This window comes from Litchfieldella xinjiangensis (assembly GCF_000759345.1).
Lineage (GTDB): Bacteria > Pseudomonadota > Gammaproteobacteria > Pseudomonadales > Halomonadaceae > Litchfieldella_A > Litchfieldella_A xinjiangensis.
In genome coordinates, this window is the sequence record NZ_JPZL01000002.1 from 577,488 (window position 1) to 597,227 (window position 19,740).

19 protein-coding genes and 1 pseudogene are annotated in these 19,740 nt (G+C 60.9%); 10 read left to right on the plus strand and 10 right to left on the minus strand.

Annotated features, from left to right (window positions below; all coding sequences use genetic code 11):
- Position 1: 1 nt before the first annotated feature.
- The 8 genes and pseudogenes from gntR to JH15_RS18525 form a co-directional block, all read right to left on the minus strand.
- The gene (gntR, locus tag JH15_RS10070) at positions 2-997 is read right to left on the minus strand and encodes a gluconate operon transcriptional repressor GntR (protein ID WP_043529866.1); all 996 of its coding nucleotides are present in this window, start codon (positions 995-997) and stop codon (positions 2-4) included.
- A 125-nt stretch (positions 998-1,122) separates the two neighbouring features.
- Positions 1,123-2,406 (minus strand): TRAP transporter large permease, encoded by a 1,284-nt coding sequence (locus JH15_RS10075; RefSeq protein ID WP_043529868.1) that lies wholly within the window; start codon positions 2,404-2,406, stop codon positions 1,123-1,125.
- Between the two features lie 4 nt (positions 2,407-2,410).
- Positions 2,411-2,998 carry a TRAP transporter small permease gene (locus JH15_RS10080; RefSeq protein WP_043529869.1) on the minus strand — a complete coding sequence of 196 codons (588 nt, stop codon included), beginning with the start codon at positions 2,996-2,998 and terminating at the stop codon, positions 2,411-2,413.
- Positions 2,999-3,064: 66 nt separating this feature from the next.
- Positions 3,065-4,123, minus strand: coding sequence for a TRAP transporter substrate-binding protein (locus tag JH15_RS10085; protein ID WP_043529870.1), 1,059 nt, complete (start codon positions 4,121-4,123; stop codon positions 3,065-3,067).
- A gap of 346 nt (positions 4,124-4,469) precedes the next feature.
- Positions 4,470-5,153: a DUF1722 domain-containing protein gene (locus tag JH15_RS10090; RefSeq protein ID WP_043529871.1), complete on the minus strand. Its 684-nt coding sequence runs from the start codon at positions 5,151-5,153 to the stop codon at positions 4,470-4,472.
- Between the two features lie 116 nt (positions 5,154-5,269).
- Positions 5,270-6,214 carry a GGDEF domain-containing protein gene (locus tag JH15_RS18515; RefSeq protein WP_331280869.1) on the minus strand — a complete coding sequence of 315 codons (945 nt, stop codon included), beginning with the start codon at positions 6,212-6,214 and terminating at the stop codon, positions 5,270-5,272.
- Positions 6,215-6,346: 132 nt separating this feature from the next.
- Positions 6,347-6,523 (minus strand): annotated as a pseudogene (locus JH15_RS18520) (hypothetical protein); the annotation flags it as partial.
- Complete coding sequence (locus tag JH15_RS18525) at positions 6,447-7,001, minus strand: EAL domain-containing protein (protein WP_331280870.1); 555 nt, start codon at positions 6,999-7,001, stop codon at positions 6,447-6,449. The gene JH15_RS18525 and the pseudogene JH15_RS18520, both read right to left, overlap by 77 nt.
- Positions 7,002-7,182: 181 nt before the next feature.
- Here JH15_RS18525 and modA point away from each other — a divergent pair, with 181 nt between their 5' ends.
- The 4 genes from modA (at position 7,183) to JH15_RS10115 (ending at position 10,477) form a co-directional block, all read left to right on the plus strand.
- Positions 7,183-8,004, plus strand: a complete 822-nt coding sequence (gene modA, locus JH15_RS10100; protein WP_043529872.1) for a molybdate ABC transporter substrate-binding protein — start codon at positions 7,183-7,185, stop codon at positions 8,002-8,004.
- Complete coding sequence (gene modB / locus JH15_RS10105) at positions 8,004-8,672, plus strand: molybdate ABC transporter permease subunit (protein WP_043529873.1); 669 nt, start codon at positions 8,004-8,006, stop codon at positions 8,670-8,672. Before modA ends, modB begins: the two co-directional genes overlap by 1 nt.
- Positions 8,665-9,774, plus strand: a complete 1,110-nt coding sequence (locus JH15_RS10110; RefSeq protein WP_043529875.1) for an ABC transporter ATP-binding protein — start codon at positions 8,665-8,667, stop codon at positions 9,772-9,774. The genes modB and JH15_RS10110 overlap by 8 nt, the downstream gene beginning before the upstream one ends.
- Before the next feature lie 178 nt (positions 9,775-9,952).
- Positions 9,953-10,477: a DUF192 domain-containing protein gene (locus JH15_RS10115; protein ID WP_043529877.1), complete on the plus strand. Its 525-nt coding sequence runs from the start codon at positions 9,953-9,955 to the stop codon at positions 10,475-10,477.
- An 11-nt stretch (positions 10,478-10,488) separates the two neighbouring features.
- Here JH15_RS10115 and JH15_RS10120 read toward each other — a convergent pair whose 3' ends face one another.
- On the minus strand, positions 10,489-11,349 hold the full coding sequence (locus JH15_RS10120; RefSeq protein ID WP_043529879.1) for a DMT family transporter: 861 nt from the start codon (positions 11,347-11,349) through the stop codon (positions 10,489-10,491).
- A gap of 300 nt (positions 11,350-11,649) precedes the next feature.
- Between JH15_RS10120 and JH15_RS10125 the strand changes: the two genes are divergently transcribed.
- From JH15_RS10125 to JH15_RS10140, 4 genes are read left to right on the plus strand one after another with little or no spacing between them, the layout of a single operon-like run.
- The gene (locus tag JH15_RS10125) at positions 11,650-12,660 is read left to right on the plus strand and encodes a DctP family TRAP transporter solute-binding subunit (protein ID WP_043529882.1); all 1,011 of its coding nucleotides are present in this window, start codon (positions 11,650-11,652) and stop codon (positions 12,658-12,660) included.
- A 60-nt stretch (positions 12,661-12,720) separates the two neighbouring features.
- The gene (locus JH15_RS10130) at positions 12,721-13,200 is read left to right on the plus strand and encodes a TRAP transporter small permease (protein WP_043529884.1); all 480 of its coding nucleotides are present in this window, start codon (positions 12,721-12,723) and stop codon (positions 13,198-13,200) included.
- The gene (locus tag JH15_RS10135) at positions 13,190-14,485 is read left to right on the plus strand and encodes a TRAP transporter large permease (RefSeq protein ID WP_043529886.1); all 1,296 of its coding nucleotides are present in this window, start codon (positions 13,190-13,192) and stop codon (positions 14,483-14,485) included. Before JH15_RS10130 ends, JH15_RS10135 begins: the two co-directional genes overlap by 11 nt.
- Positions 14,486-14,514: 29 nt before the next feature.
- The gene (locus JH15_RS10140; protein WP_197053303.1) at positions 14,515-14,952 is read left to right on the plus strand and encodes a DUF4124 domain-containing protein; all 438 of its coding nucleotides are present in this window, start codon (positions 14,515-14,517) and stop codon (positions 14,950-14,952) included.
- An 8-nt stretch (positions 14,953-14,960) separates the two neighbouring features.
- On the opposite strand, the gene JH15_RS10145 is transcribed toward JH15_RS10140, so the two are convergent.
- A complete protein-coding gene (locus JH15_RS10145) occupies positions 14,961-15,497 on the minus strand; it encodes a macro domain-containing protein (RefSeq protein ID WP_043529890.1) in 537 nt (178 codons plus the stop codon).
- 490 nt (positions 15,498-15,987) lie between these two features.
- Between JH15_RS10145 and JH15_RS10150 the strand changes: the two genes are divergently transcribed.
- Both JH15_RS10150 and JH15_RS10155 read left to right on the plus strand, forming a co-directional pair.
- Positions 15,988-16,968: a TAXI family TRAP transporter solute-binding subunit gene (locus JH15_RS10150; RefSeq protein ID WP_043529892.1), complete on the plus strand. Its 981-nt coding sequence runs from the start codon at positions 15,988-15,990 to the stop codon at positions 16,966-16,968.
- A 131-nt stretch (positions 16,969-17,099) separates the two neighbouring features.
- Entirely contained in the window at positions 17,100-19,697 is a 2,598-nt protein-coding gene (locus JH15_RS10155) for a TRAP transporter permease (protein ID WP_043529894.1), read from the plus strand.
- The last annotated feature ends 43 nt before the right edge of the window (positions 19,698-19,740 follow it).

The window sequence follows — 19,740 nt, forward strand, 5'->3', positions numbered from 1 at the left end:
GTTACAGCGTTCCTCCGGCCTCGATCCGGTAGCCCAGGTCGATGACGGTCTCACGGATCGATTCGCCGCGAATCCGGTTGAGCAATTCACTGGCGGCACGCTCTCCGATCGCCTCGCGCGGCGTGACGACACTGGCCAGGCGCGGTGCCATCACCTGGCCCACGTCATGGCCATGGAAACCGGCGATGGCGATACGTTCAGGCACCGTGACGGCGCGTCTGAGGCATTCGAAGTAGGCCCCGACCGCGACATCGTCGTTGGTGCAGAATAGCGCGTCGGTTTCCGGGTACTTTTCGAGGACATCGCCCATGAGCGCCGCGCCCACGCTATAGGACGAGGGCTGGGGATTGTGCAGGGTGACCGGGGTCAGGCCATGCTCTTCGATAGCCTGGCGATAGCCCTTTTCGCGCTGTAGCGTGCGTGCATCGAGACGTACCGCGAGGTACACGATATGCCGCCTGCCTCGCTCGATCATCGCCTTGACCATGGCATAGGCGGCGGCCACGTTGTCGAACCCCACGGCTTGGTGGAAGGGGACCGAATGCGTATCGAGGATTTCGACCGTGGGGATGCCAGCAGTCTCGAGCATCCTCAAGGTACGCTCGGTATGCTGGCTATCGGATAGAATCACGCCATCCACATTGTAGGAGAGTAGCGAGGCGAGGCAACGTTCCTCGAGCCCGGGGCTGTAACTGTAGTGCGAGAGCATGACGTGGTAGCCGGCCGGTTCGGTGGCCTTTTCGATGCCCTTGATGATGTGGGAAAACACCTGGTTGGTCAGAGACGGCAGCAGGACGCCGATGGCGCGGCTGATCGACTTGGAGAGGATGTCGGGACCGCGATTGGGGATGTAGCCCAGCGCTTCGGCGACTTCGAAAATGCGTTTACGAAGGGTCGGTGAGACGGTATCTGGATCACGGAGGCCACGACTGACGGTCATCTTGGTGACGCCAACCTGATCGGCGATATCCTGCAACGTGGGGCGTTTCTTTTTCACTGGCACTGGGCGCTCAACGGCCATCCTTTTCTCGGGCGGGGATCATATCCTGAAACGATGCGGGACTGGCAAGTGAATGAGAGGGCGGACACCGGTCAGTGCATCCACCCTCTCGCAGGGCGAGGTTAGCTGCCTCTAACCGCCGTGAGGTCCGGTAGCCAGGTGACCAGCCCGGGGAAGGCGATGAGAATTACCAGTACCACCAGCAGGGCACAGTAGTAGGGCAACATGGCGCGCACCAGTTGCTCCATGGTGACCCGGCCCACGCCGCAACCCACATACAGGCAAGTCCCCACCGGCGGCGTCAATAGCCCGATACCCAGCACGAACGCCATGAGAACGCCGAAATAGGCGGCATCGATGCCCACCGAGGTAACGATCGGCGTCAGCATCGGCGCCATGATGACCATGGCCGGTGTCAGGTCCATGACGAAACCGACCAGCAACAACAGGCCAGCGACGATCAACAGTAGCCAGAAGGGATCCTGGGTGATGGCCTGGACCTGCTGTACCAGCGTCTGCGGCACCATGTTGATGGTCAGGAACCAGGCGATCACGGTGGCGAAGGCCAGCAGCAACAGCACCATGCCGGTCATGCGCGCAGTACGTACGCACATCCCCCACAGGTCGCTGATCTTGATCTCGCGGTAGATGACCAACGAGATGAACAGCGAATAGAGCAGGGCGGCAACGGCCGCTTCGGTGGCCGTGAACACACCGCCAATGATGCCGCCGATGACGATGACCGGCAGGACCAGGGCGAAGGCCGAGGCCTTGAAGGCGTGCCAGAGCACATCGAGCCGGAACTTACGCGTTTCGCCGGCGTGTTGGATGCTGGCAAGAATATAGGTCGTTACCATCAGCCCGAACCCGATCAGCATGCCGGGGACGATACCGGCTATGAACAGGCGGCTAATCGAGGTTTCCGTGACGATGCCGAACAGGATCAACGGGATCGAGGGTGGAATGATGATACCGATCACCGACGACACGGTGTTGATGGCCGTGGCCTGGGGACCGCTGTAGCCCTGTTCTTTCATTGAAGGGATCATCATCGCGCCCGTCGCGGCGGTATCGGCGACGGCCGAGCCGCTGATGCCGCCAAAGAACATCGAACCGGTGATGGCGACCTGGCCAAGCCCCCCCTTGATGAAACCGACCAGGGCCGCGGCCAGGTCCATCAGGCGACGCGCGATGCCGCCCGAACTCATCACTTCGCCTACCAGGATGAAGAACGGAATCGCCAGCAGGGGAAAATTATTGACGCCGCGAATCGACTGTTCGACGACGATCGACAAGGGAATGTCGGACAGCAACGCCATGATGACCGCTGCGATGCCCAGGCCAAAGGCGATGGGCAGACCGATGGCGATACTGATGAAAAGTATGCCGAGGAAGATCCATAACATGACGCTAGGCCCTCTTGTTATCCGGTGAGTTATTCGGCGACATCATCAGGCCGATACTGCGCCAGATACGCCAGAGCGACATGGCGACGATGATGGTCGCACATAGCACCAGCGAAACGTTGATCAGATTCCAGGGCACATCGAGGATCGGAGTCCGCCCGGTGGAGCGGGACATGACCAGATACCCCCCGTACATCACGACCCCCATGAGTACGGTGATGATCAAATGCTGGAGGATATACAGCGCATAGGCGGCTCGGTCGGGCAGCTTACGCACGAGAAAGTCGACCGCGATATGCTCATAGCGTGCAAAGGCCGCGGCAGCACCGACGAAGATCAACCAGATGAACAGCATCCTGGCCAATTCATCGGCCCAGGGTAGCGATTGATTGAGTAAGGAACGCCCCACCACATTGGCGGTAACCGAAAGGATCAAGGCGATCAGAATCAAGGCGATCAGCGTCTCCATGGCCACGGTCAGCCAACGGAAAATGCCGGGTCCCTTGCGGGCCTCAGTGTCGATCTCGAGGGGGCGGCGGCGAGGATCCTCGACCGAGGCGCCCTCGGGAATGTGGATGTCGCGGTCTTCCATGGGCTCTCCCAACGGTGGGCAAGGCGCCTAGACGCCTTGCCCACCCAATGGTCAGTCTTTATCGAGTTACTGGTTTTCGCTGGCGATCTGGCGAATGGATTCGACCAGGTCTTCACCGATCTCGGGAGCCCACTCGTCGTAGACGCTCTCGACCGCATCCTGGAATGCAGCGATCTGGTCATCGTCCAGGCGAGTGATTTCCATGCCGGTTTCGGCCAACTGCTCGCGAGCCCAGTTGTCGTACTCGGAAGCCAACTGGATTTCATATTCGGCCGACTTGCGGGCCGCGTCCTGAACCAGCTCCTGATATTGCGGGTCGAGGCGCTCCCAGCTGCGCTCGGACATCATCAGAATGAACGGGGTATAGACGTGGCGAGTCTCGGAGCCGTAATCCTGAACCTCGTTGAAATTGGAGGTAAGGATGGTGCTCCAGGGGTTTTCCTGACCATCGATGACGCCTTGCTCCATGGCGGAGAAGACTTCCCCAAAGGCCATCGGGGTCGGATTGGCACCCAGGGCTTCCCAGATCGACAATTGAACCTGGTTCTCCATGGTGCGGATAGTCAGACCTTCGACGTCATCGGGAGAAGATACTTCCCTTTCGCTGTTGGTCAGCTGGCGGAAGCCATTCTCGGAAAAGGCCAGCGCCTTGATGCCAGTGCCTTCGAAGCCATCCAGCATTTCCTGCGCGGCATCGCTCTGCATCACCGCGACTGCGGCATCGCGAGTCGGCAGCAGGAACGGCAGGTCGAATACGCGCAGTTCAGGGACGTAGGTGGTCGCCGGTGAGCTGGACGGATAGGTCAGATCCAGTGAACCGGTCTGCAACATCTCCATCATCTGTACATCGTCCCCCAATTGACTATTGGGGAAGATATTGACGGTAATGCGACCTTCGGTACGCTCGTTGAGAATCTCGGCGAAATACTTGCTCGACAGGTACTGGGGAGAGGTCTCTGCCAGGCCGATGCCCATACGCAGGGTATGGCTGCCGAGATCCTCGCTGATCACTTCGCCCTCGATGGGGGGCGGATCGGACAGGTCGGGCTGCTGGGCATGAGCGACGCCGAACGAAAGGGTGGCCGCGCCGGCCAGGGTGAGCGTGCTGCGCCAAATGGATGTCATGGCGTTTTCTCCATTGCTTCGTCGTTATTTGAAGGCGGTTGCCGCTGTCGTGAAGTCGCGAATATCGTTATTCACGCTTCGGTTTCCGGTGTCTCCTTGAACGCTCTTACCCGGTCAGGCCCGGTGAGGTAAGCCCCCGGTGGGCTCAGTCGCGCCAGAAGCCACTGCTATTCAAGGTAGAACACTCGCTTGCCTTGTGGTGACGTCTTTTTGGCAAGGAATCCATCGGTTGCCAGTGCGTATTGTCGTAGCCGTGATGTTACTGGTAACTCACCAGTTGGAGGCTATGCGGTGGGCTGTAAGCTGTCAATGATTCACCTGGATCGGCAGGTTAGACCATGGTCTATTAGCCTTCATCGAGGTAGCTCATCAATTCGCTAAGTGCCGTGGACGCGAGCAGGTAGTGGGCGGACTTAACGATGGCGCGGCGCTGAGTCTCTTCCAGCAATCGCCGGCAGGTCCAATGTTCCAATCCGGGCGGGGGCGTTTCGGAGACGTAGCCCCACATATGCTGAACGGCGTTACGGATCCCTCCGTTGCCTGGGGTAATGCGAAGCCACTCCGTCAGTCGCAGGGCCAGTTCGGCAAAGCCGACCTGGCGCTCTGCCAATTCGCGCCCCAACTCGCGATACAGGCTGGGGTCGCGAGCCAGGATCGAATATTTGTGCTGGCTCCAAAGCTGCTGGGGAGATGTCGGCAATGGGATCCTTCCGCCCGACGCCGGCGGGTGGGCTTCAGACAGCAGCGCAAACTGCTGTCCCGGATCCTCCAGGTAGGTCGTCGGCCAGCTTCCCTCGTTGAGGATCGCGACACGTGGCCAGTGATTCTCCAGACCTCTCAGGGCCAGCTCGCTGGCGACCTGACGTTGCCGCTGGTTCAACGCGCCATCATGTCCGAGCCAGCGAATGGCCTCGGGGTGGCGAGGGTCTTCGAGGGCCAGATCCAATGCCGCCACGCGTTGCAGCGATAAGTGCTCGTCCCGAAGCGCCTGGTCGTTGAGGTAGCCGGGTGAGATATCCCATATCTTCATTCTCGACGCCCCTGCATTGCATCGTCCTGCCGTGAATGGATGAGCCGCATGTGTCGCCCTCGTTAAGCGTAGCGAAAGTCACGTGCCACGTGGGGATTCCATTCTTGCCAGGTCGCTCAAGGGTGCCGTCGATCGACGAAAAGGCTGTTTCCAATTTGCTGCTTGGCGCGGTGCTTGAGTTCCGACAGACGGCTCGATATATCGAGCGGACTCCAGGTAGTGTCCTGGGGCACGGGCTGGGCGCCGATCGAGAGGCTTAGCAGAGGATGGAAAACCTCGACGCCTTGGCGATTGGCCATCCACAGGCCGCCCGCTTGCCGGTGCTCTTCATCGTAGAAACTGGGCGCCAGCTGCGCGAAATTCTCCAGTATGGCCTCGCAGGTATTGCGCCAGGCCGGCTCGACCAGCAGGAGCATGAAGTCATCTCCACCCACGTGACCCAGGAAATTCACCTCGGTATCGAGCTGGGTCTGGAGAATGTTAGCCAATGCCAGTATCACGCTATCGCCTCGCGCGTACCCGTACGTGTCGTTGTAAGCCTTGAACGCATCGATATCGCAATAGGCGGCGACAAAGGGGCGCGAGGACGCCAGTAGTGTCGCCATGGTGTCGTTGATCACGATATTGCCAGGCAAGCCGGTCAAGGGGTTGGCATGTCGAGCGCAGCGAACCTGGATCGCCGTTATTTCACGCAGCAGGTCGAGCAGTCGGCCCATCCCCAGGTAGTGGCCGTCATCGTCGACGATGACGACATCTTCCTGCTGGGTATCGTCGGTGTCGGTGATCTGCTGGCTCAATTGTTCGAGTGGCGTGTCGTGACGCGCCATCAGCCAGCGGGGTTCGATGAGCTCCTCGACCCGCCGCTTGGCATAAAGGGCATGACTGAAGGGATTGGTGAACAAGGTCAGGAAAGCGTGACGGCGAATGACGCCTACCGGGATGCCATGCTTGATGACTGCCACGCTGCGAAGCTCCGACTGGGTTCGGAACCGTTCGGCGAGCTCGAGCACCGGCGTTTCGGCAGGTACGGGCTCGACCGGCCGGGAAATCTTCGCGGCCACGGCTGCCCCTGGGCCGGCCTGAGGGCTGTTGGCCGGCAACATGTTAGCGATCGACCTTGGCGGATTCTCACTAGGGCGCGCGAAATAATAACCTTGCAGAAACCCCCAGTTCAGCCCCCATAGGCAGCGGTATTCCCCACTGGTCTCGATGCCTTCGGCAATCACCTTGCAATCGAGGTGTCGCGAGACGTCCAGGATGGATTGCAGGAATTGCCGCTTCAGCGGGTCACGGTCAGATGTTCTGAATGAAGTGGCGGTCGATCTTGACGAAATCGGGACGCAATTCAGCCCAGTGGCGAAGCCCCGAATAGCCTGCGCCCAGGTCGTCCAGCGCTACCTTGAAGCCCATTTGACGATAATGCGCGACGGCTTGCCGCATGAGTGCGTAATCGTGAATGGGGGTATGCTCGGTCAATTCGATGACCACACGCTGGGGAGCCAGCCCGGCTTGTTCGAGATAGCGCAGGGTCAACCCTTCCCGGAAGTCCCTTTCGACGATAGTGTTCGGCAGCACATTGAGAAACAGACAGCCTGGTAGATCGAGACTGACGAAACGGGTAATGGCCAGCCGCCGGCACAGCAGGTCGAGATCGACAAGCCGACCGTGTCGAGCCGCTGCATCGAACAGGGTCAGTGGCGAATGGAGCGGTGAATCCGAGGGGCCGCGAATCAGTGCCTCGTAGCCGAACAGGGTGCGATTGCCGGCATCGACGATAGGTTGGAACAGGGGAGTGAGGAGATCCTTCTCGAAAATCGCATCCAGCCATTGCGCTTCGGATCGCTGCATTGGGCGGCACCTTAACGGGAGGAAACCTCCGTCATGTAACGTTGTGTCAATGGCGGCGATCATGCGTCAGGCATGTTGCATTCTCATGACAGGCGCGAGGCGGTTTTGCCAAGCCGGGGCGCATGCCCGACAATTTCGGCACTGGCCCCCTCGGGCCCCGACGTCAGCACAAGGAACGAAGATGATGCGAAAGGCATGGCAATGGTTGGGCACGCTGATTCTGGCGGGACTACCCGTACTGCTCCAGGCCCAGGCCCAGGAACCGGTGCGAGTAGCGGCGGCCTCCGATCTCCAATTTGCCTTGGAAGCGGTCGCCCAACGGTTCCAGGAGCGCACCGACCACCAAGTTCGCCTGACATTCGGCTCCTCCGGCAACCTGCATCGCCAGATCGCCCAGGGTGCGCCGTTCGACCTTTTCCTTTCGGCGGATGAAGCCTATGTCCGTGAGCTCTATCGACAGGGTCACGCTCAGGATGAGGGGGTTCGGTATGCGCGGGGTCGCCTGGTGTGGTTGCAGCCAGCCGATCACGACGATCTGCCCGGCGAGGAGGCCCCCTTGGCCAAGGTGGAGTCCGCCATCGAGGCGTATCGAGTCTCCCAGACGCGTTCTCGCATTGCCCTGGCCAACCCGGAACATGCGCCCTACGGGGTGGCGGCAAGGCAGGTGCTGGAGCGTATGCGTCTCTGGCAGATGGCCCAACCCTTGCTCGTGATGGGAGAAAATGTCTCCCAGGCCGCCCAGTTTGCCCTTTCGGGGGATGCCGAAGGCGGGTTGGTCGCCTACTCCCTGGCGCTGGCCCCTCCGATCGCCGAGCGCAGCCAATATCGACTCATTCCCCAGGACTGGCACCCGCCCCTTTATCAACGCATGGCGTTGCTCGAGGGGGCCGGTGAGGACGCCAGCGCCTTTTACGCGTTCCTGCAGCAGCAGGAAGCCCGCGGGATCCTGGCAGACTTCGGCTTCCAATTGCCTGACGAGGCGAGTGGGGACAAGGCACTCTGATGGATTGGACAGCGCTGTGGGTCTCCTTGCGTCTGGCCGGGTTGACCTGTCTGTTCTTGTTGCCGGTCGGCCTGTGGTTGGGCCGGCTTCTGGCCATGGGGCGTTTTCGCGGACGCACACTGTGCGAAGCCCTGGTGGCGCTGCCCCTGGTCATGCCGCCCACGGTGCTCGGCTTCTACTTGATGATGACGTTTTCCTCCGAAGCACCCTTTGGTCAGCTATGGCAACAACTGATGGGAGAAGGACTCAATTTCACGTTCAACGGTATTCTACTGGCCTCGCTGCTGGTCAACCTGCCGTTCGCCGTGCAGCCCATTCAGCGCGCCTTCGAACATGTTCCTCGCCATCTTCGTGAAGCGGCCTGGTGCAGTGGCTTGTCATCCTGGCAGACCTGGCTGCGCATCGAGCTTCCCCTGGTGTGGCCAGGCGTGGTATCGGCGCTGGCCTTGACCTTCGCCCACACCCTGGGGGAATTCGGCGTGATCCTCATGGTCGGGGGATCGATAGACGGCGAGACCCGCACACTGGCCATTTCCATCTATGACCGCGTTCAGGCATTCGATGAGGCGGGGGCCGCTCGCATGTCCGCCATCCTGTTGATCGTATCGTTCGTCACCATTGCCTTGGTGTATGGGTTGACACGGCGTGGGAGGGGCGTGCGTGTCTAGCACCGACGCTTCGTTGTCGCTACGGGTCACTCAGCCGGGGCCGATTCCCCTGGCTGCCCAGTTCCAGTGTGCCCCCGGGGACCTGCTCGCGCTTGTCGGCCCGTCGGGGAGTGGCAAGACGACCCTGTTGCGGGCGATTGCCGGTCTCTATCGTCCGGCCGAGGGCTATATCAGTATTGGCGACGAGACTTGGCTGGATACCCAGCGAAATATCTGCCGTCGCCCACAGCAGCGACGCGTGGGGTTCGTCTTCCAGGACTATGCGCTTTTCCCCCACCTCACGGCACTGGGCAATGTCATGGCGGCGATGGGCCATGTGCCTCGCCATCAGCGCCGGGATCGTGCGAGAGAGTGGCTGGCCCGGGTACGGCTCGATGGGCTCGAGCAGCGACATCCCGCCCAGCTTTCCGGCGGCCAGCGCCAGCGCGTTGCAGTGGCCCGGGCCCTGGCCCGTGAACCGCGGGCGCTTCTGCTGGACGAACCGTTCTCGGCAGTCGACCAGGTCACTCGCCGTCGGTTACAACGTGAACTGGCATTGCTGCGTGACGCCATCGAAATTCCCATGATTCTAGTGACCCATGACCTCGAAGAAGCCGGGGCCCTGGCGGACAGGTTATGCGTGCTGCATAGCGGGCGAAGTTTACAGAGCGGTCCGCCGGAAAGCCTGTTTCGCAGGCCGGCCTCCGCACAAGTGGCCCGACTCTTGGATAAGCACAATGTCTTTTCGGGGCGAAAGGTCATGGAAAATGGCCGGGCGTGCCTGGCCTGGGGTCCCTACCGACTCGAGGTGGAGAGGGGCCTGGAAGCCTATCGTGAGGGAGGGGCGCTGCAATGGTATATCCCACCTTCCGATGTCGTGGTGCATCGGCGCGGGCGACCGTCCAATGGGGAGCGGGAGAACCCAGTGACGGGCGTGATCTGCGAATTTATCGTGTTGGGCGGCATGACCCAGGTATCCCTGGGCTTTGACCATACCTCCGAGACGCTTCGTTTCGAGATGAGTACCCACGGCGCACGTCGAAACGGATTGGCGATCGATGTCAGTGTCGACGTCTCGTTACTGGCAACCGGTATCCATCTGATGCCCAGCGACGAGGGCTAAGTTGCCCTGGCTTGGCAATTTGCTTGGTAACCTGAGCGAGTCAGCAGGGTGCGAGGTCGCGCGGCATATTATCATCAGCGAGCCTCGTTCATTGATGAGCAGGTAGTCACCGCTACGCAGATAAGCGACGATGGGTCGAAGCGAATCAAGCATAGTATAAGCATAAGGGGCTACGTGAATGCTGCTAGCGCGCCGCAGATTACTTGAATGGATGGTCGGCGGGGCCTGCGCGGTCGCCTGGCCGGGGTCAGTGGCCTGGGCATCGGCCCAGCAGGCCGGGGCATCGCTGCCGACAGCCCCCTTGGTGATCCATAGTAACCATGGCCCGCATCGGCTCGAGGTGGAACTGGCGCGCAGCACGCGCGAGCGCGCACGGGGGCTGATGGATCGCGACCAATTGGCCGAGGATGGCGGCATGCTCTTTCTCTATGATCGCGTTCAATCATCGCGGCGAGGATTTTGGATGTACCGCACGCGCATTCCTCTCGATATCGCTTTCATCGCTCCGTCGGGTAGCATTGCAGCGATCCGACAGATGACCCCTTGCCAAGCTCAGGCACCAAGCGAATGCCCAGCGTATGCCGCCGGTGTCTCCTATGTTGCAGCACTGGAAGTCAACGCGGGCTATTTCAAAGAACGAGGCATCGAAGTGGGGGATTGCGTAAGCCTGCCTGGCGATATCGCCAGTGACTGTCGACCCTGAAGGCGGTGATGTTAGGGGGACGTGCGCCGCGGGCCGAAGCGCAGGATGATCAAGGCGATGCCCGCGACGACCAGCCCCCCGCCACTGAGCTTATGGATGCCCAGGGTATCGTCGAGAAGCAGGGCCCCCAAAAACACGGCCGCCACAGGGACCAGGAGTGTGAGCGGTACGACCCGGTTGACGGGGTGCCGCCGCAACAGGCCGTACCAGAGACCGTACGCGGCGATGGACGACATCACGGCGGTATACAACACGGCTCCCCATCCCGCCCATCCCGCGTTGACTATCGCCTCGACCTGCCCGCGCTCGAACAGCAGCGAGCCCAGCGCTACCTGGGGGACCGCGAATAACGCCACCCAGCCGGCCAGGGCCATGGGTGGCAGGTTGGGGCCTTGCTTGATGAGCAGTTGCGAGATTGCCCAGCCCAACGCACTCAGTAGCAACAGGGCCAATGGCAGCGCTGTAGGCAGAGTGGGCCCCCCCGCCAGTACGACCACACCGGCGAACGAGAGCAGCAGCCCCGCCAGGCGCTTTGGCCCCAGTCGTTCCTTGAGGAAGATGACGGCCAGCAACGTGGCGAAGGGGGTCCCCATCTGGACCAGCAAGGCGCCGGTACCGGCCTCGGCCTGGCTCAGGCCGATGAATAGAAGCGCAAAGTGCAGGGTGCCGAACGTGACCGACAGCAGCGCCAGAAAAGGTAATTGGTGTCGGTGTACCGGATAAAAGGGTACTAGCAATGCAGCAACCAGAATGAAGCGTAGCGTCATCAGTAACAACGGAGGAATTTCAGCAACCCCGACCTTGATGACGATGATATTCAAGGCCCAGATGGCCACGACGGTCAGTCCCAGCAGCACATCACGTAATGGCACGGCACATCCTTGTCGGGTTGGATAAAGCAGGGTTTCCGTGAACGAGTCGGGAACAGCGCCTCGCCCATTCCTCCGAGCCTATCAGTAAATACCGCGTTGCATCTTCCTTTCAACGCTGGCCGCCTTACAATGACGCTTGCATCATGCCGACACTGACCCGGTGTCTCGCGGTCCGCCACAAGCGGCCAGCCCCTCTTTCCTACCCGGAAAGCGCAGCTTAGCTGACGACGTTTCGTCCCCACGCTTCATACCAATAAATGCCGCGGCCGTCTGGCCGGTGCACGCTAGCAAGGACAGAGAATGAACTCGACACGCCGCGTTTCCCCGCTCACTGCCGCTATCGCCGGCGCCACATTGTTATGTGCGGCATTCACCGTACAGGCCCGCGAATATTCGGTCTCCACGGTCCTCTCCGATGCCTTCCCCTGGGGGCAGGCTGCCGAAAAATGGGCGGACCTGGTCGAGGAGCGTTCCGAAGGCCGGATCACGCTTCGCGTCTATCCAAACTCCCAACTCGTCTCGGGAGACCAAACCCGGGAGTTCTCCGCGATGCGCCAAGGGCTCATCGACATGGCCGTCGGTTCGACCATCAATTGGTCGCCCCAGGTGCCGGAGCTGAACCTGTTCTCGCTGCCGTTCCTGATACCCGATGAGGCCGCCGTGGATGCCGTGACCGGTGGCGAAGCGGGCGCCCAGGTCTTCGCGGCGATCGAGTCGCGCGGCGTGGTTCCCCTGGCCTGGGGCGAGAACGGTTTCCGCCAGCTTTCGAACTCACGCGGTCCCATCGACGAGCCGTCCGATCTGGCAGGGCTCAAGATTCGTGTCGTGGGCTCCCCCCTGTTCCAGGATACGTTCGAGGCGCTTGATGCCAACCCGACCCAGATGAGCTGGGCCGATGCCAAGCCGGCGCTGACGACCGGGGCCGTGGATGGTCAGGAGAACCCGCTGTCGGTCTTCGATGTGGCGCGTATCGATCAGGTGGGCCAGGAACACCTGACCTTATGGAACTACATGAACGATCCGCTGATCTTCGCCGTCAACGAGCGAGTCTGGGCCTCCATCGAGGAAGCGGATCGAGAATTGCTTCGCCAAGCGGCGGTGGACGCAGGGCAGTGGGAAATCCGCAAGACCCGCGAGGAAGAGAGCGAGCGTCTAGCGGCGATCAAGGAACGCGGGGTCCAGGTCACCGATCTCACCGAGGCGCAGTATCAGGCCTTCGTCGATGCGACACAGAGCGTCTATGAAACGTGGGTGCCGGAAATTGGCGAGGACCTTGTCGAGACCGCCCGCCAGGAGATCGAGGCGCGCTAAACGATCATAGTCGTTTCTGCTGCCGTCCAACCGGGCGGCAGCCCTGTTTTCGAGGTCGTCATGCAATCCCAACCCGATGCCCGCCTGGAGCGGGTGCTGGCTACGCTGGCGTTGGTCATCATCGCGCTGATCAGTTTGGCCAACGTCGTCGTGCGCTACATCACTGGAGGCTCGTTCGCCTTCACCGAAGAGTTTTCAGTTTTCCTTCTCGTGGTGCTTACCTTTGCCGGCGCTTCCGTGGCGCTGCGCCGTAACGGCCATATTCGTATTGGATTGCTCGAGCGGGCCCTGCCCGAGGGGCCGCGCCGTATGCTGATCATTCTGCAGTGGATCAGCGGCATGATCGTACTGGGGTTGATTACGGGGTATGGAGGCCTGCTGACCTGGGAGGAGTACCAGTGGCAATCTCGCTCACCCGGGTTGGGGTTGCCGCAGTGGTGGTACCTTGCCTGGCTTCCCCTGTTATCAGGCTTGATGCTCGTACGCATTACCCAACAGTCGATCGATCGTCTACGCGGGAGACTCGTCGATGAGTCCTGACGTGTGGATGCTGTTGAGTTTCCTGGCCCTGTTACTGGTGGGGGTGCCCGTTGCGTTCTCCCTGGGGCTGGCGGGTGCCGTGGGTATCGTCAGTGGCCTCTCGCCGGCCATGTTGGCGACCTTGGGAACCAATACCTATAACAGTGTCGCCAAGTATCCGTTGATCGCGATCCCGCTGTTCATTCTTACTGGCCTGATCTTCGAGCGCGCCGGGGTGGCGGGGCGGCTGGTGCGTTTCGCTCAGGCCCTGATCGGCCCCAGACACGGTGGTCTGGCGCTGGTGGCCGTACTGGTATGCATGATCATGGGGGGCATGAGCGGCTCGGGACCTGCCGATGCCGCAGCGGTGGCCATGGTCATGCTGCCCAGCATGACGCGGGCCGGCTATCCCAAACCGTTCTCCGCTACCTTGATCGCTGCTTCGGCGTCTACCGCGATTTTGATTCCGCCGTCGGTAGCTCTGATCCTGTATTCGATCGTGGTGCCCGGTGTCGATCTGCGTGCGTTGTTTGCTGCGGGCCTGTTCCCGGGAATACTGGCCGGCCTCGCACTATTGTTGCCTGCCTTGTGGCTATCGCGTCATTACCGGTGGGAATCACCGGACGCCGGTGAGCGGCCCCCGCTGGGGGAAAGCTTCAAGCAGGCATTGCCCGCCTTGTTCGCGCCGGTACTGATTTTGGGCGGCCTTCGCAGTGGCCTGTTCACACCCACCGAGGCGGCCGTGGCCGCCGTTGCCTATGGGGTCGTGGTCGGACTGTTTTTGACACGAGAGCTTGGCTGGCGAGAGCTTTGGCATTTATTCGGTGAGGCAGCGGTGATTTCGGGCGTGGTCATGCTGATCATTGCCCTGGCCGGGATCTTTGCCTGGGCGGGTACGATGCTTGGTACCTTCCGCGAACTGGCCGAGTGGATCATTGGTCTTTCCGATAACGGCACGCTCTTGCTGCTTTTCATCATGCTCGCCGTGCTGGCGGCAGGCATGGTGCTCGACGCCATCTCGATCTACTTGATCATGATGCCGATCCTGATCCCGGTCATGCAGCACTTCGGCTGGAATCCTGTCTGGTTCGGCATACTGCTGGCCATGAATATCGCCATCGGTCAGTTCACCCCGCCCGTGGCCGTCAACCTCATGGTGACGACCCAGGTGGCCAGGATACGACTTGAGCAAACCATCGGCTGGGCGGTGATATTCGTATTCGCCATGGCACTGGCGTTGTTATTGGTCGCCATGTTCCCGGATATCGCGCTGTGGCTGCCGCGCATCCTGGGGTATAACGTCTAACATCCATGAATTGGCCAGGGAAGGGCAGGATGTCTCGATCTCGATGCGGTGTGTCGATAATGGCGGCGGCGATAGCGCTGATGCTGTCTGTGGGGGGCGCCTGGGCCCAGGCCCCGCTCTATACCTGGCAGGATGCCGATGGGCGCCGCCATTATGCCGATCAACCACCCGACCGGGACCCGAGCATCTCGCTCGAACTTCAGATCGATATTGGCGAGCTGCCGGCACTCAATAGTATGCAGGCACCGGGCGACTCTCCCTACCGCCCCCTGTCACCGCCCGAACCGCCCAAGCCTGCCGCGCCGGCCGGGACACAAGCAGCGACTTGCCGTGCCCTGGCGCAGCGCCTCGTCCAGGTTCAGCAGGCGTTGCGTGCAGGTTACGTCGAACCTCGAGGGAATCGACTGCGCGCCGAGCGCCGACAACTCCAGGCACGCTATCGGCAGTCCTGTCGAAGACACGACTGATCGGCGCGTCAAGACGACCGTTGCTCCTGTGCCGCCAATAGCTCTCTGTGCAGCTCGGCGGCGGCCTCATCGAACAGCACGAAACGTACTCGTTCGAGGTGGCGGCACTGTGTTGCGGTTTCACTCACCGTCTTCAAGGCGATACGGGCGGCATCGGCCATGGGATAGCCGAAGGCGCCGGTCGAGAGCGAGGGAAAGGCCAGTGAGGACAGCTCGTGCTCGTCGGCCAGCGTCATGGCATTGCGATAACAGGCCGCAAGCAGTTCAGCGGCGGGTTCGTCGACACCGTACACGGGTCCCAGGCAGTGGATCACGTATCGATTGGGCAGGTCGTGTCCAGAGGTGATGACCGCCTGGCCGGGTTTGATCGGTGCCAGCGGCCGGCACTCTTCCTCGAGTCCGGGACCAGCAGCCCGATGCAATGCGCCTGCAACGCCGCCACCGATCTGCAGTTCGGCATTGGCCGCATTGACCACGGCATCCATTTCCGCCTGCCGGGCTATATCGCCTTGTTTGCATTCGATCGTGATGCGTTGTGTGGACATGGTGTGCTTCCTCCCTGTCAGTGGCTGCTATCGGATGGTTTCCGGGCTTACGTTTACCAGAGCCTGCCTACAGATTGGCAGCGGCAGCGCCCCGCGTCTGCCTGGCGACGCTTTTTTCTTGGCCTACGGGGCGGTTTCAGCGTAACGTTAAGTAATCGAGCCCTGCCCCGACGTCTCCTTTCGTGTAAAAAGACACTCACAACTTGGTGCGTTTTTCGCTAAAGTAGCGCCATGCCAATCTTCATCGCCCGGCGGTGCAGCGTTGGCCAGTGCTGGGGTTTACGGCTATAACTCAAGCATGCCCGGACGTCGACGGGGCGATTCCCGAGGCACGACGTCAGGTAACCATGTTGTTATCTGGTTAGTGGTGCGGGTCGAGGTGATTTCAGGTCGTCTCGGGCGAATCGCGATCCCCGGGCAGGATTTCAACAAGCAAGGGAAACGGGGCGGCGCGTCCGCCAGCTTTGCCTACAACATTAGAGGTGTCTTCATGAAACGCCACGCTTTTACCGCTGCCACCTTCACGGGTGCACTTCTCGGGGCTGCGATGTTCTCGGCGCCGGCGGTAGCGCAGGAACGCTTCATCACGATCGGTACCGGCGGCCAGACCGGCGTGTACTATGTCGTCGGCCAGTCGGTATGCCGTATGGTCAACCGCGGCTCCGATGAGCACAACATTCGTTGTAACGCGCCTTCCACTGGGGGATCGGTCGCAAACGTCAACGGCATTCGTTCCGGCGAACTCGACATGGGCGTCGTACAGTCCGACGTGCAGTACCAGGCGTACAACGGTACCGGCAACTTCGAGGACAACGCCTACGAAGACCTGCGTGCGGTGTTCAAGATTCATGGCGAGCCGCTGACCGTCGTTGCACGTAGCGATTCCGGCATCGAACACATCAGCGATTTCGAAGGCAAGCGCGTCAATATCGGTAACCCGGGTTCCGGCCAGCGCAACACCATGGAAGTGGTGATGGAAAAGATGGGCTGGACCACAGATACCTTCTCGCTGGCCTCCGAGCTGGACGCCGCCGAGCAGGCCTCGGCCCTGTCCGATAACAACATCGATGCCATGGTCTATGTCGTGGGTCACCCCAACGGTTCGATCCAGGAAGCCACCACGACCGTCGATGCACGCCTGGTACCGGTGAGCGGCGACGAGATCGACGCACTGGTCGAAGAGTATCCTTACTATGCCAAGGCAACCATCCCCGGTGGCCTATATCGCGGCAATGACGAGGATGTCGACACCTTCGGGGTGGCAGCGACCTTCGTGACCACCGCCGACACCGATGAAGAAGTCGTCTACGAGACCGTCAAGGCGGTATTCGAGAACTTCGATCGCTTCAAGCGCCTGCACCCGGCGTTCGAGAACCTTGATGAGCAAGACATGATTTCTCAAGGTCTCTCGGCACCGTTGCATGAAGGCGCCAAGCGCTACTACACCGAGCGTGGCTGGCTCGAAGAGTAAGCCCGACGGTACGGAGTAGATGCTCCACTGACGATGCGCGGCCTTCCTGGAAGGCCGCGCATCCTGTTTTGGTAGACCCCCGGCGTGCAAACGCTTTTTGTGGCGACCGACGACGAGCAGGACACGCGCTCATGAGCGAAGAGAGTAAAAAAACGACGTCTGATTCGAGTGTCGATCTCGAAGAGATGGTGGCGTCATCGGATTCCGGCTCTCGCAAGCCGGCCGGTATGCCAGGCAAGGTTCTGGTGGGCACCGCTGCAGCTTGGTCTTTGTTCCAGCTGTGGATCGCGTCGCCACTACCTTTCATATTGGGTTTTGGCGTGTTCAATGCCACCGAATCCCGTTCGATCCACCTGGCTTTCGCCTTGTTCTTGGCTTACACGGCCTACCCGGCCCTCAAGGGCTCGCCGCGTGACAGAATCCCGATCCAGGATTGGCTATTGGGCCTGATCGCCGCCTTTGCCGGCGCTTACATGTTCATCTTCTACGAGCCGCTGTCACAGCGTCCCGGTGCGCCGATCATGCAGGACGTCGTGGTCGGTATTGCCGGCCTGCTGCTGCTGCTCGAGGCCACGCGCCGCGCCCTTGGGCCGCCGCTGATGATCGTGGCCATCGTATTCATCGTCTACTCTCTGGCAGGTCCTTACATGCCGGGGATCCTGGCTCACCGGGGGGTCAGTCTCTCGGGTCTGGTCAACCATCAGTGGCTTACCACGCAGGGTGTATTCGGCATTGCCCTGGGGGTATCGACCAGTTTCGTGTTCCTTTTCGTGCTATTCGGTGCCTTGCTCGACAAGGCCGGGGCAGGCAACTATTTCATCAAGGTCGCATTTTCGATGCTGGGCCACTACAAGGGGGGGCCTGCCAAGGCCGCCGTGGTTGCCTCGGGCATGACCGGTCTGATCTCGGGCTCATCGATCGCTAACGTGGTCACGACCGGTACCTTCACCGTACCCATGATGAAGCGCGTCGGATTCTCCTCTGAGAAGGCCGGCGCGGTGGAAGTGGCCTCGTCGGTCAATGGGCAGATCATGCCGCCGGTCATGGGGGCTGCCGCCTTCCTGATGGTCGAGTACGTCGGCATTTCCTATGTCGAAGTCATCAAGCATGCTTTCCTGCCGGCGCTGATCTCCTATATTGCCTTGATCTATATCGTTCATCTCGAGGCCCTCAAGGCGAATCTCCAGGGACTGGAAAGCAGCAACCCGAGCAAGCCCCTGCTGCAGAAAGTCATCGGTTTCCTGGGAGGGCTGCTGCTACTGATGGGATTGTCGTTCATCGTCTACTACGGCCTGGGGTGGCTCAAGCCGGTACTGGGCGAGGCGACCCCATGGGTGGTGGCGGTCGGCTTGGCGGGAATTTATGTCGCCTTGCTCAAGGTGGCCTCAGGCTATCCCGAGCTGGAACTCGACGACCCCAACGAGCTTATCTATACCCTGCCTCAGACCAAGCCGACGGTCATGGTCGGGCTGCAGTACATTCTGCCGGTCATCGTGCTGGTCTGGTGCCTGATGGTCGAACGGCTGTCTCCGGGGCTCTCTGCCTTCTGGGCCACGGTCTTCATGATTTTCATCATCGTTACCCAGCGGCCCATCACGGCGATCTTCCGTCAACGTGGCCGGCTCGGAGAGGATATTCTTGAAGGCTTTCGCGACCTGTGGGACGGGCTGGTGACCGGGGCCCGAAACATGATCGGTATCGGCATCGCGACAGCCACAGCCGGGATCATCGTGGGTGCCGTCTCGCAGACCGGCGTCGGTCTGGTGCTGGCCGACGTCGTCGAGATCTTGTCGATGGGCAACCTGATGCTGATCCTACTGCTGACTGCGGTGCTCAGCCTGATCCTGGGGATGGGGCTGCCTACCACGGCGAACTATATCGTGGTCTCGGCGCTGCTCGCGCCGGTGATCGTGCAACTCGGTGAGCAGAACGGTCTGCTGGTGCCGTTGATAGCCGTACACCTGTTCGTGTTCTATTTCGGCATCATGGCGGATGTGACGCCCCCCGTGGGCCTGGCTTCCTTTGCCGCGGCCGCGGTATCCGGCGGCGATCCGATTCGTACCGGCTTTCAGGCGTTCTACTACAGCCTGCGGACCGCGGCCTTGCCGTTCCTGTTCATCTTCAATACCGACCTGCTGCTGATCGATGTGTCGTTCATGCAGGGGATCGTGATCTTCGTGGTGGCAACGCTTGCCATGTTGATTTTCGCGGCGGGGACGCAGGGCTATATGCTGGCGCGCAGTCGCTGGTATGAGAGCCTGCTGCTGTTGCTGGTGGCGTTTACGCTATTCCGGCCAGGGTTCTGGATGGACATCATTCACGATCCGTACCGTTCGGTGCCGCCCAGCGAGTTCGTGCAGGCAATGGGTAACGTCGATGAGGACAGCACGTTGCGCCTGCAGATTCGCGGGGAGGATGCCTTCGGCGATACCTTGACCACCTACATGCGATTGCCGGTTCCCGAAGGGGACAGCGGGGAAGAGCGGTTGGAAAATCTGGGGCTCGAGATCGTGATCGAGGATGATCGCGCCATCGTCGATATGGTGACCTTTGGCAGCACCGCTCAGGACCTGGGCTTCGACTTCGATCAGGAAATCATCGAAGTATTGGCGCCCGTGGATCGCTGGTCTAAGGAATGGATGTGGATCCCGGCGTTCCTGGTATTCGCGCTTATCGTGTTGTTGCAGCGGCGTCGGCGCGACAGCCCGGCGTCGCCGGCGGCAGCCTGAGGCAAGGAGGGTGTGAAGTATAAAAAGATACTGCTGCCCGTGG

Bases quoted from the DNA above. Each gene is read 5' to 3' on its own strand.
- JH15_RS10075 (WP_043529868.1), bottom strand. From the start codon at position 2,406: ATGTTATGGATCTTCCTCGGCATACTTTTCATCAGTATCGCCATCGGT.
- JH15_RS10080 (WP_043529869.1), bottom strand. From the start codon at position 2,998: ATGGAAGACCGCGACATCCACATTCCCGAGGGCGCCTCGGTCGAGGAT.
- JH15_RS10085 (WP_043529870.1), bottom strand. From the start codon at position 4,123: ATGACATCCATTTGGCGCAGCACGCTCACCCTGGCCGGCGCGGCCACC.
- JH15_RS10090 (WP_043529871.1), bottom strand. From the start codon at position 5,153: ATGAAGATATGGGATATCTCACCCGGCTACCTCAACGACCAGGCGCTT.
- JH15_RS18525 (WP_331280870.1), bottom strand. From the start codon at position 7,001: ATGCAGCGATCCGAAGCGCAATGGCTGGATGCGATTTTCGAGAAGGAT.
- modA (WP_043529872.1), top strand. From the start codon at position 7,183: ATGATGCGAAAGGCATGGCAATGGTTGGGCACGCTGATTCTGGCGGGA.
- modB (WP_043529873.1), top strand. From the start codon at position 8,004: ATGGATTGGACAGCGCTGTGGGTCTCCTTGCGTCTGGCCGGGTTGACC.
- JH15_RS10115 (WP_043529877.1), top strand. From the start codon at position 9,953: ATGCTGCTAGCGCGCCGCAGATTACTTGAATGGATGGTCGGCGGGGCC.
- JH15_RS10125 (WP_043529882.1), top strand. From the start codon at position 11,650: ATGAACTCGACACGCCGCGTTTCCCCGCTCACTGCCGCTATCGCCGGC.
- JH15_RS10130 (WP_043529884.1), top strand. From the start codon at position 12,721: ATGCAATCCCAACCCGATGCCCGCCTGGAGCGGGTGCTGGCTACGCTG.
- JH15_RS10135 (WP_043529886.1), top strand. From the start codon at position 13,190: ATGAGTCCTGACGTGTGGATGCTGTTGAGTTTCCTGGCCCTGTTACTG.
- JH15_RS10140 (WP_197053303.1), top strand. From the start codon at position 14,515: ATGTCTCGATCTCGATGCGGTGTGTCGATAATGGCGGCGGCGATAGCG.
- JH15_RS10145 (WP_043529890.1), bottom strand. From the start codon at position 15,497: ATGTCCACACAACGCATCACGATCGAATGCAAACAAGGCGATATAGCC.
- JH15_RS10150 (WP_043529892.1), top strand. From the start codon at position 15,988: ATGAAACGCCACGCTTTTACCGCTGCCACCTTCACGGGTGCACTTCTC.
- JH15_RS10155 (WP_043529894.1), top strand. From the start codon at position 17,100: ATGAGCGAAGAGAGTAAAAAAACGACGTCTGATTCGAGTGTCGATCTC.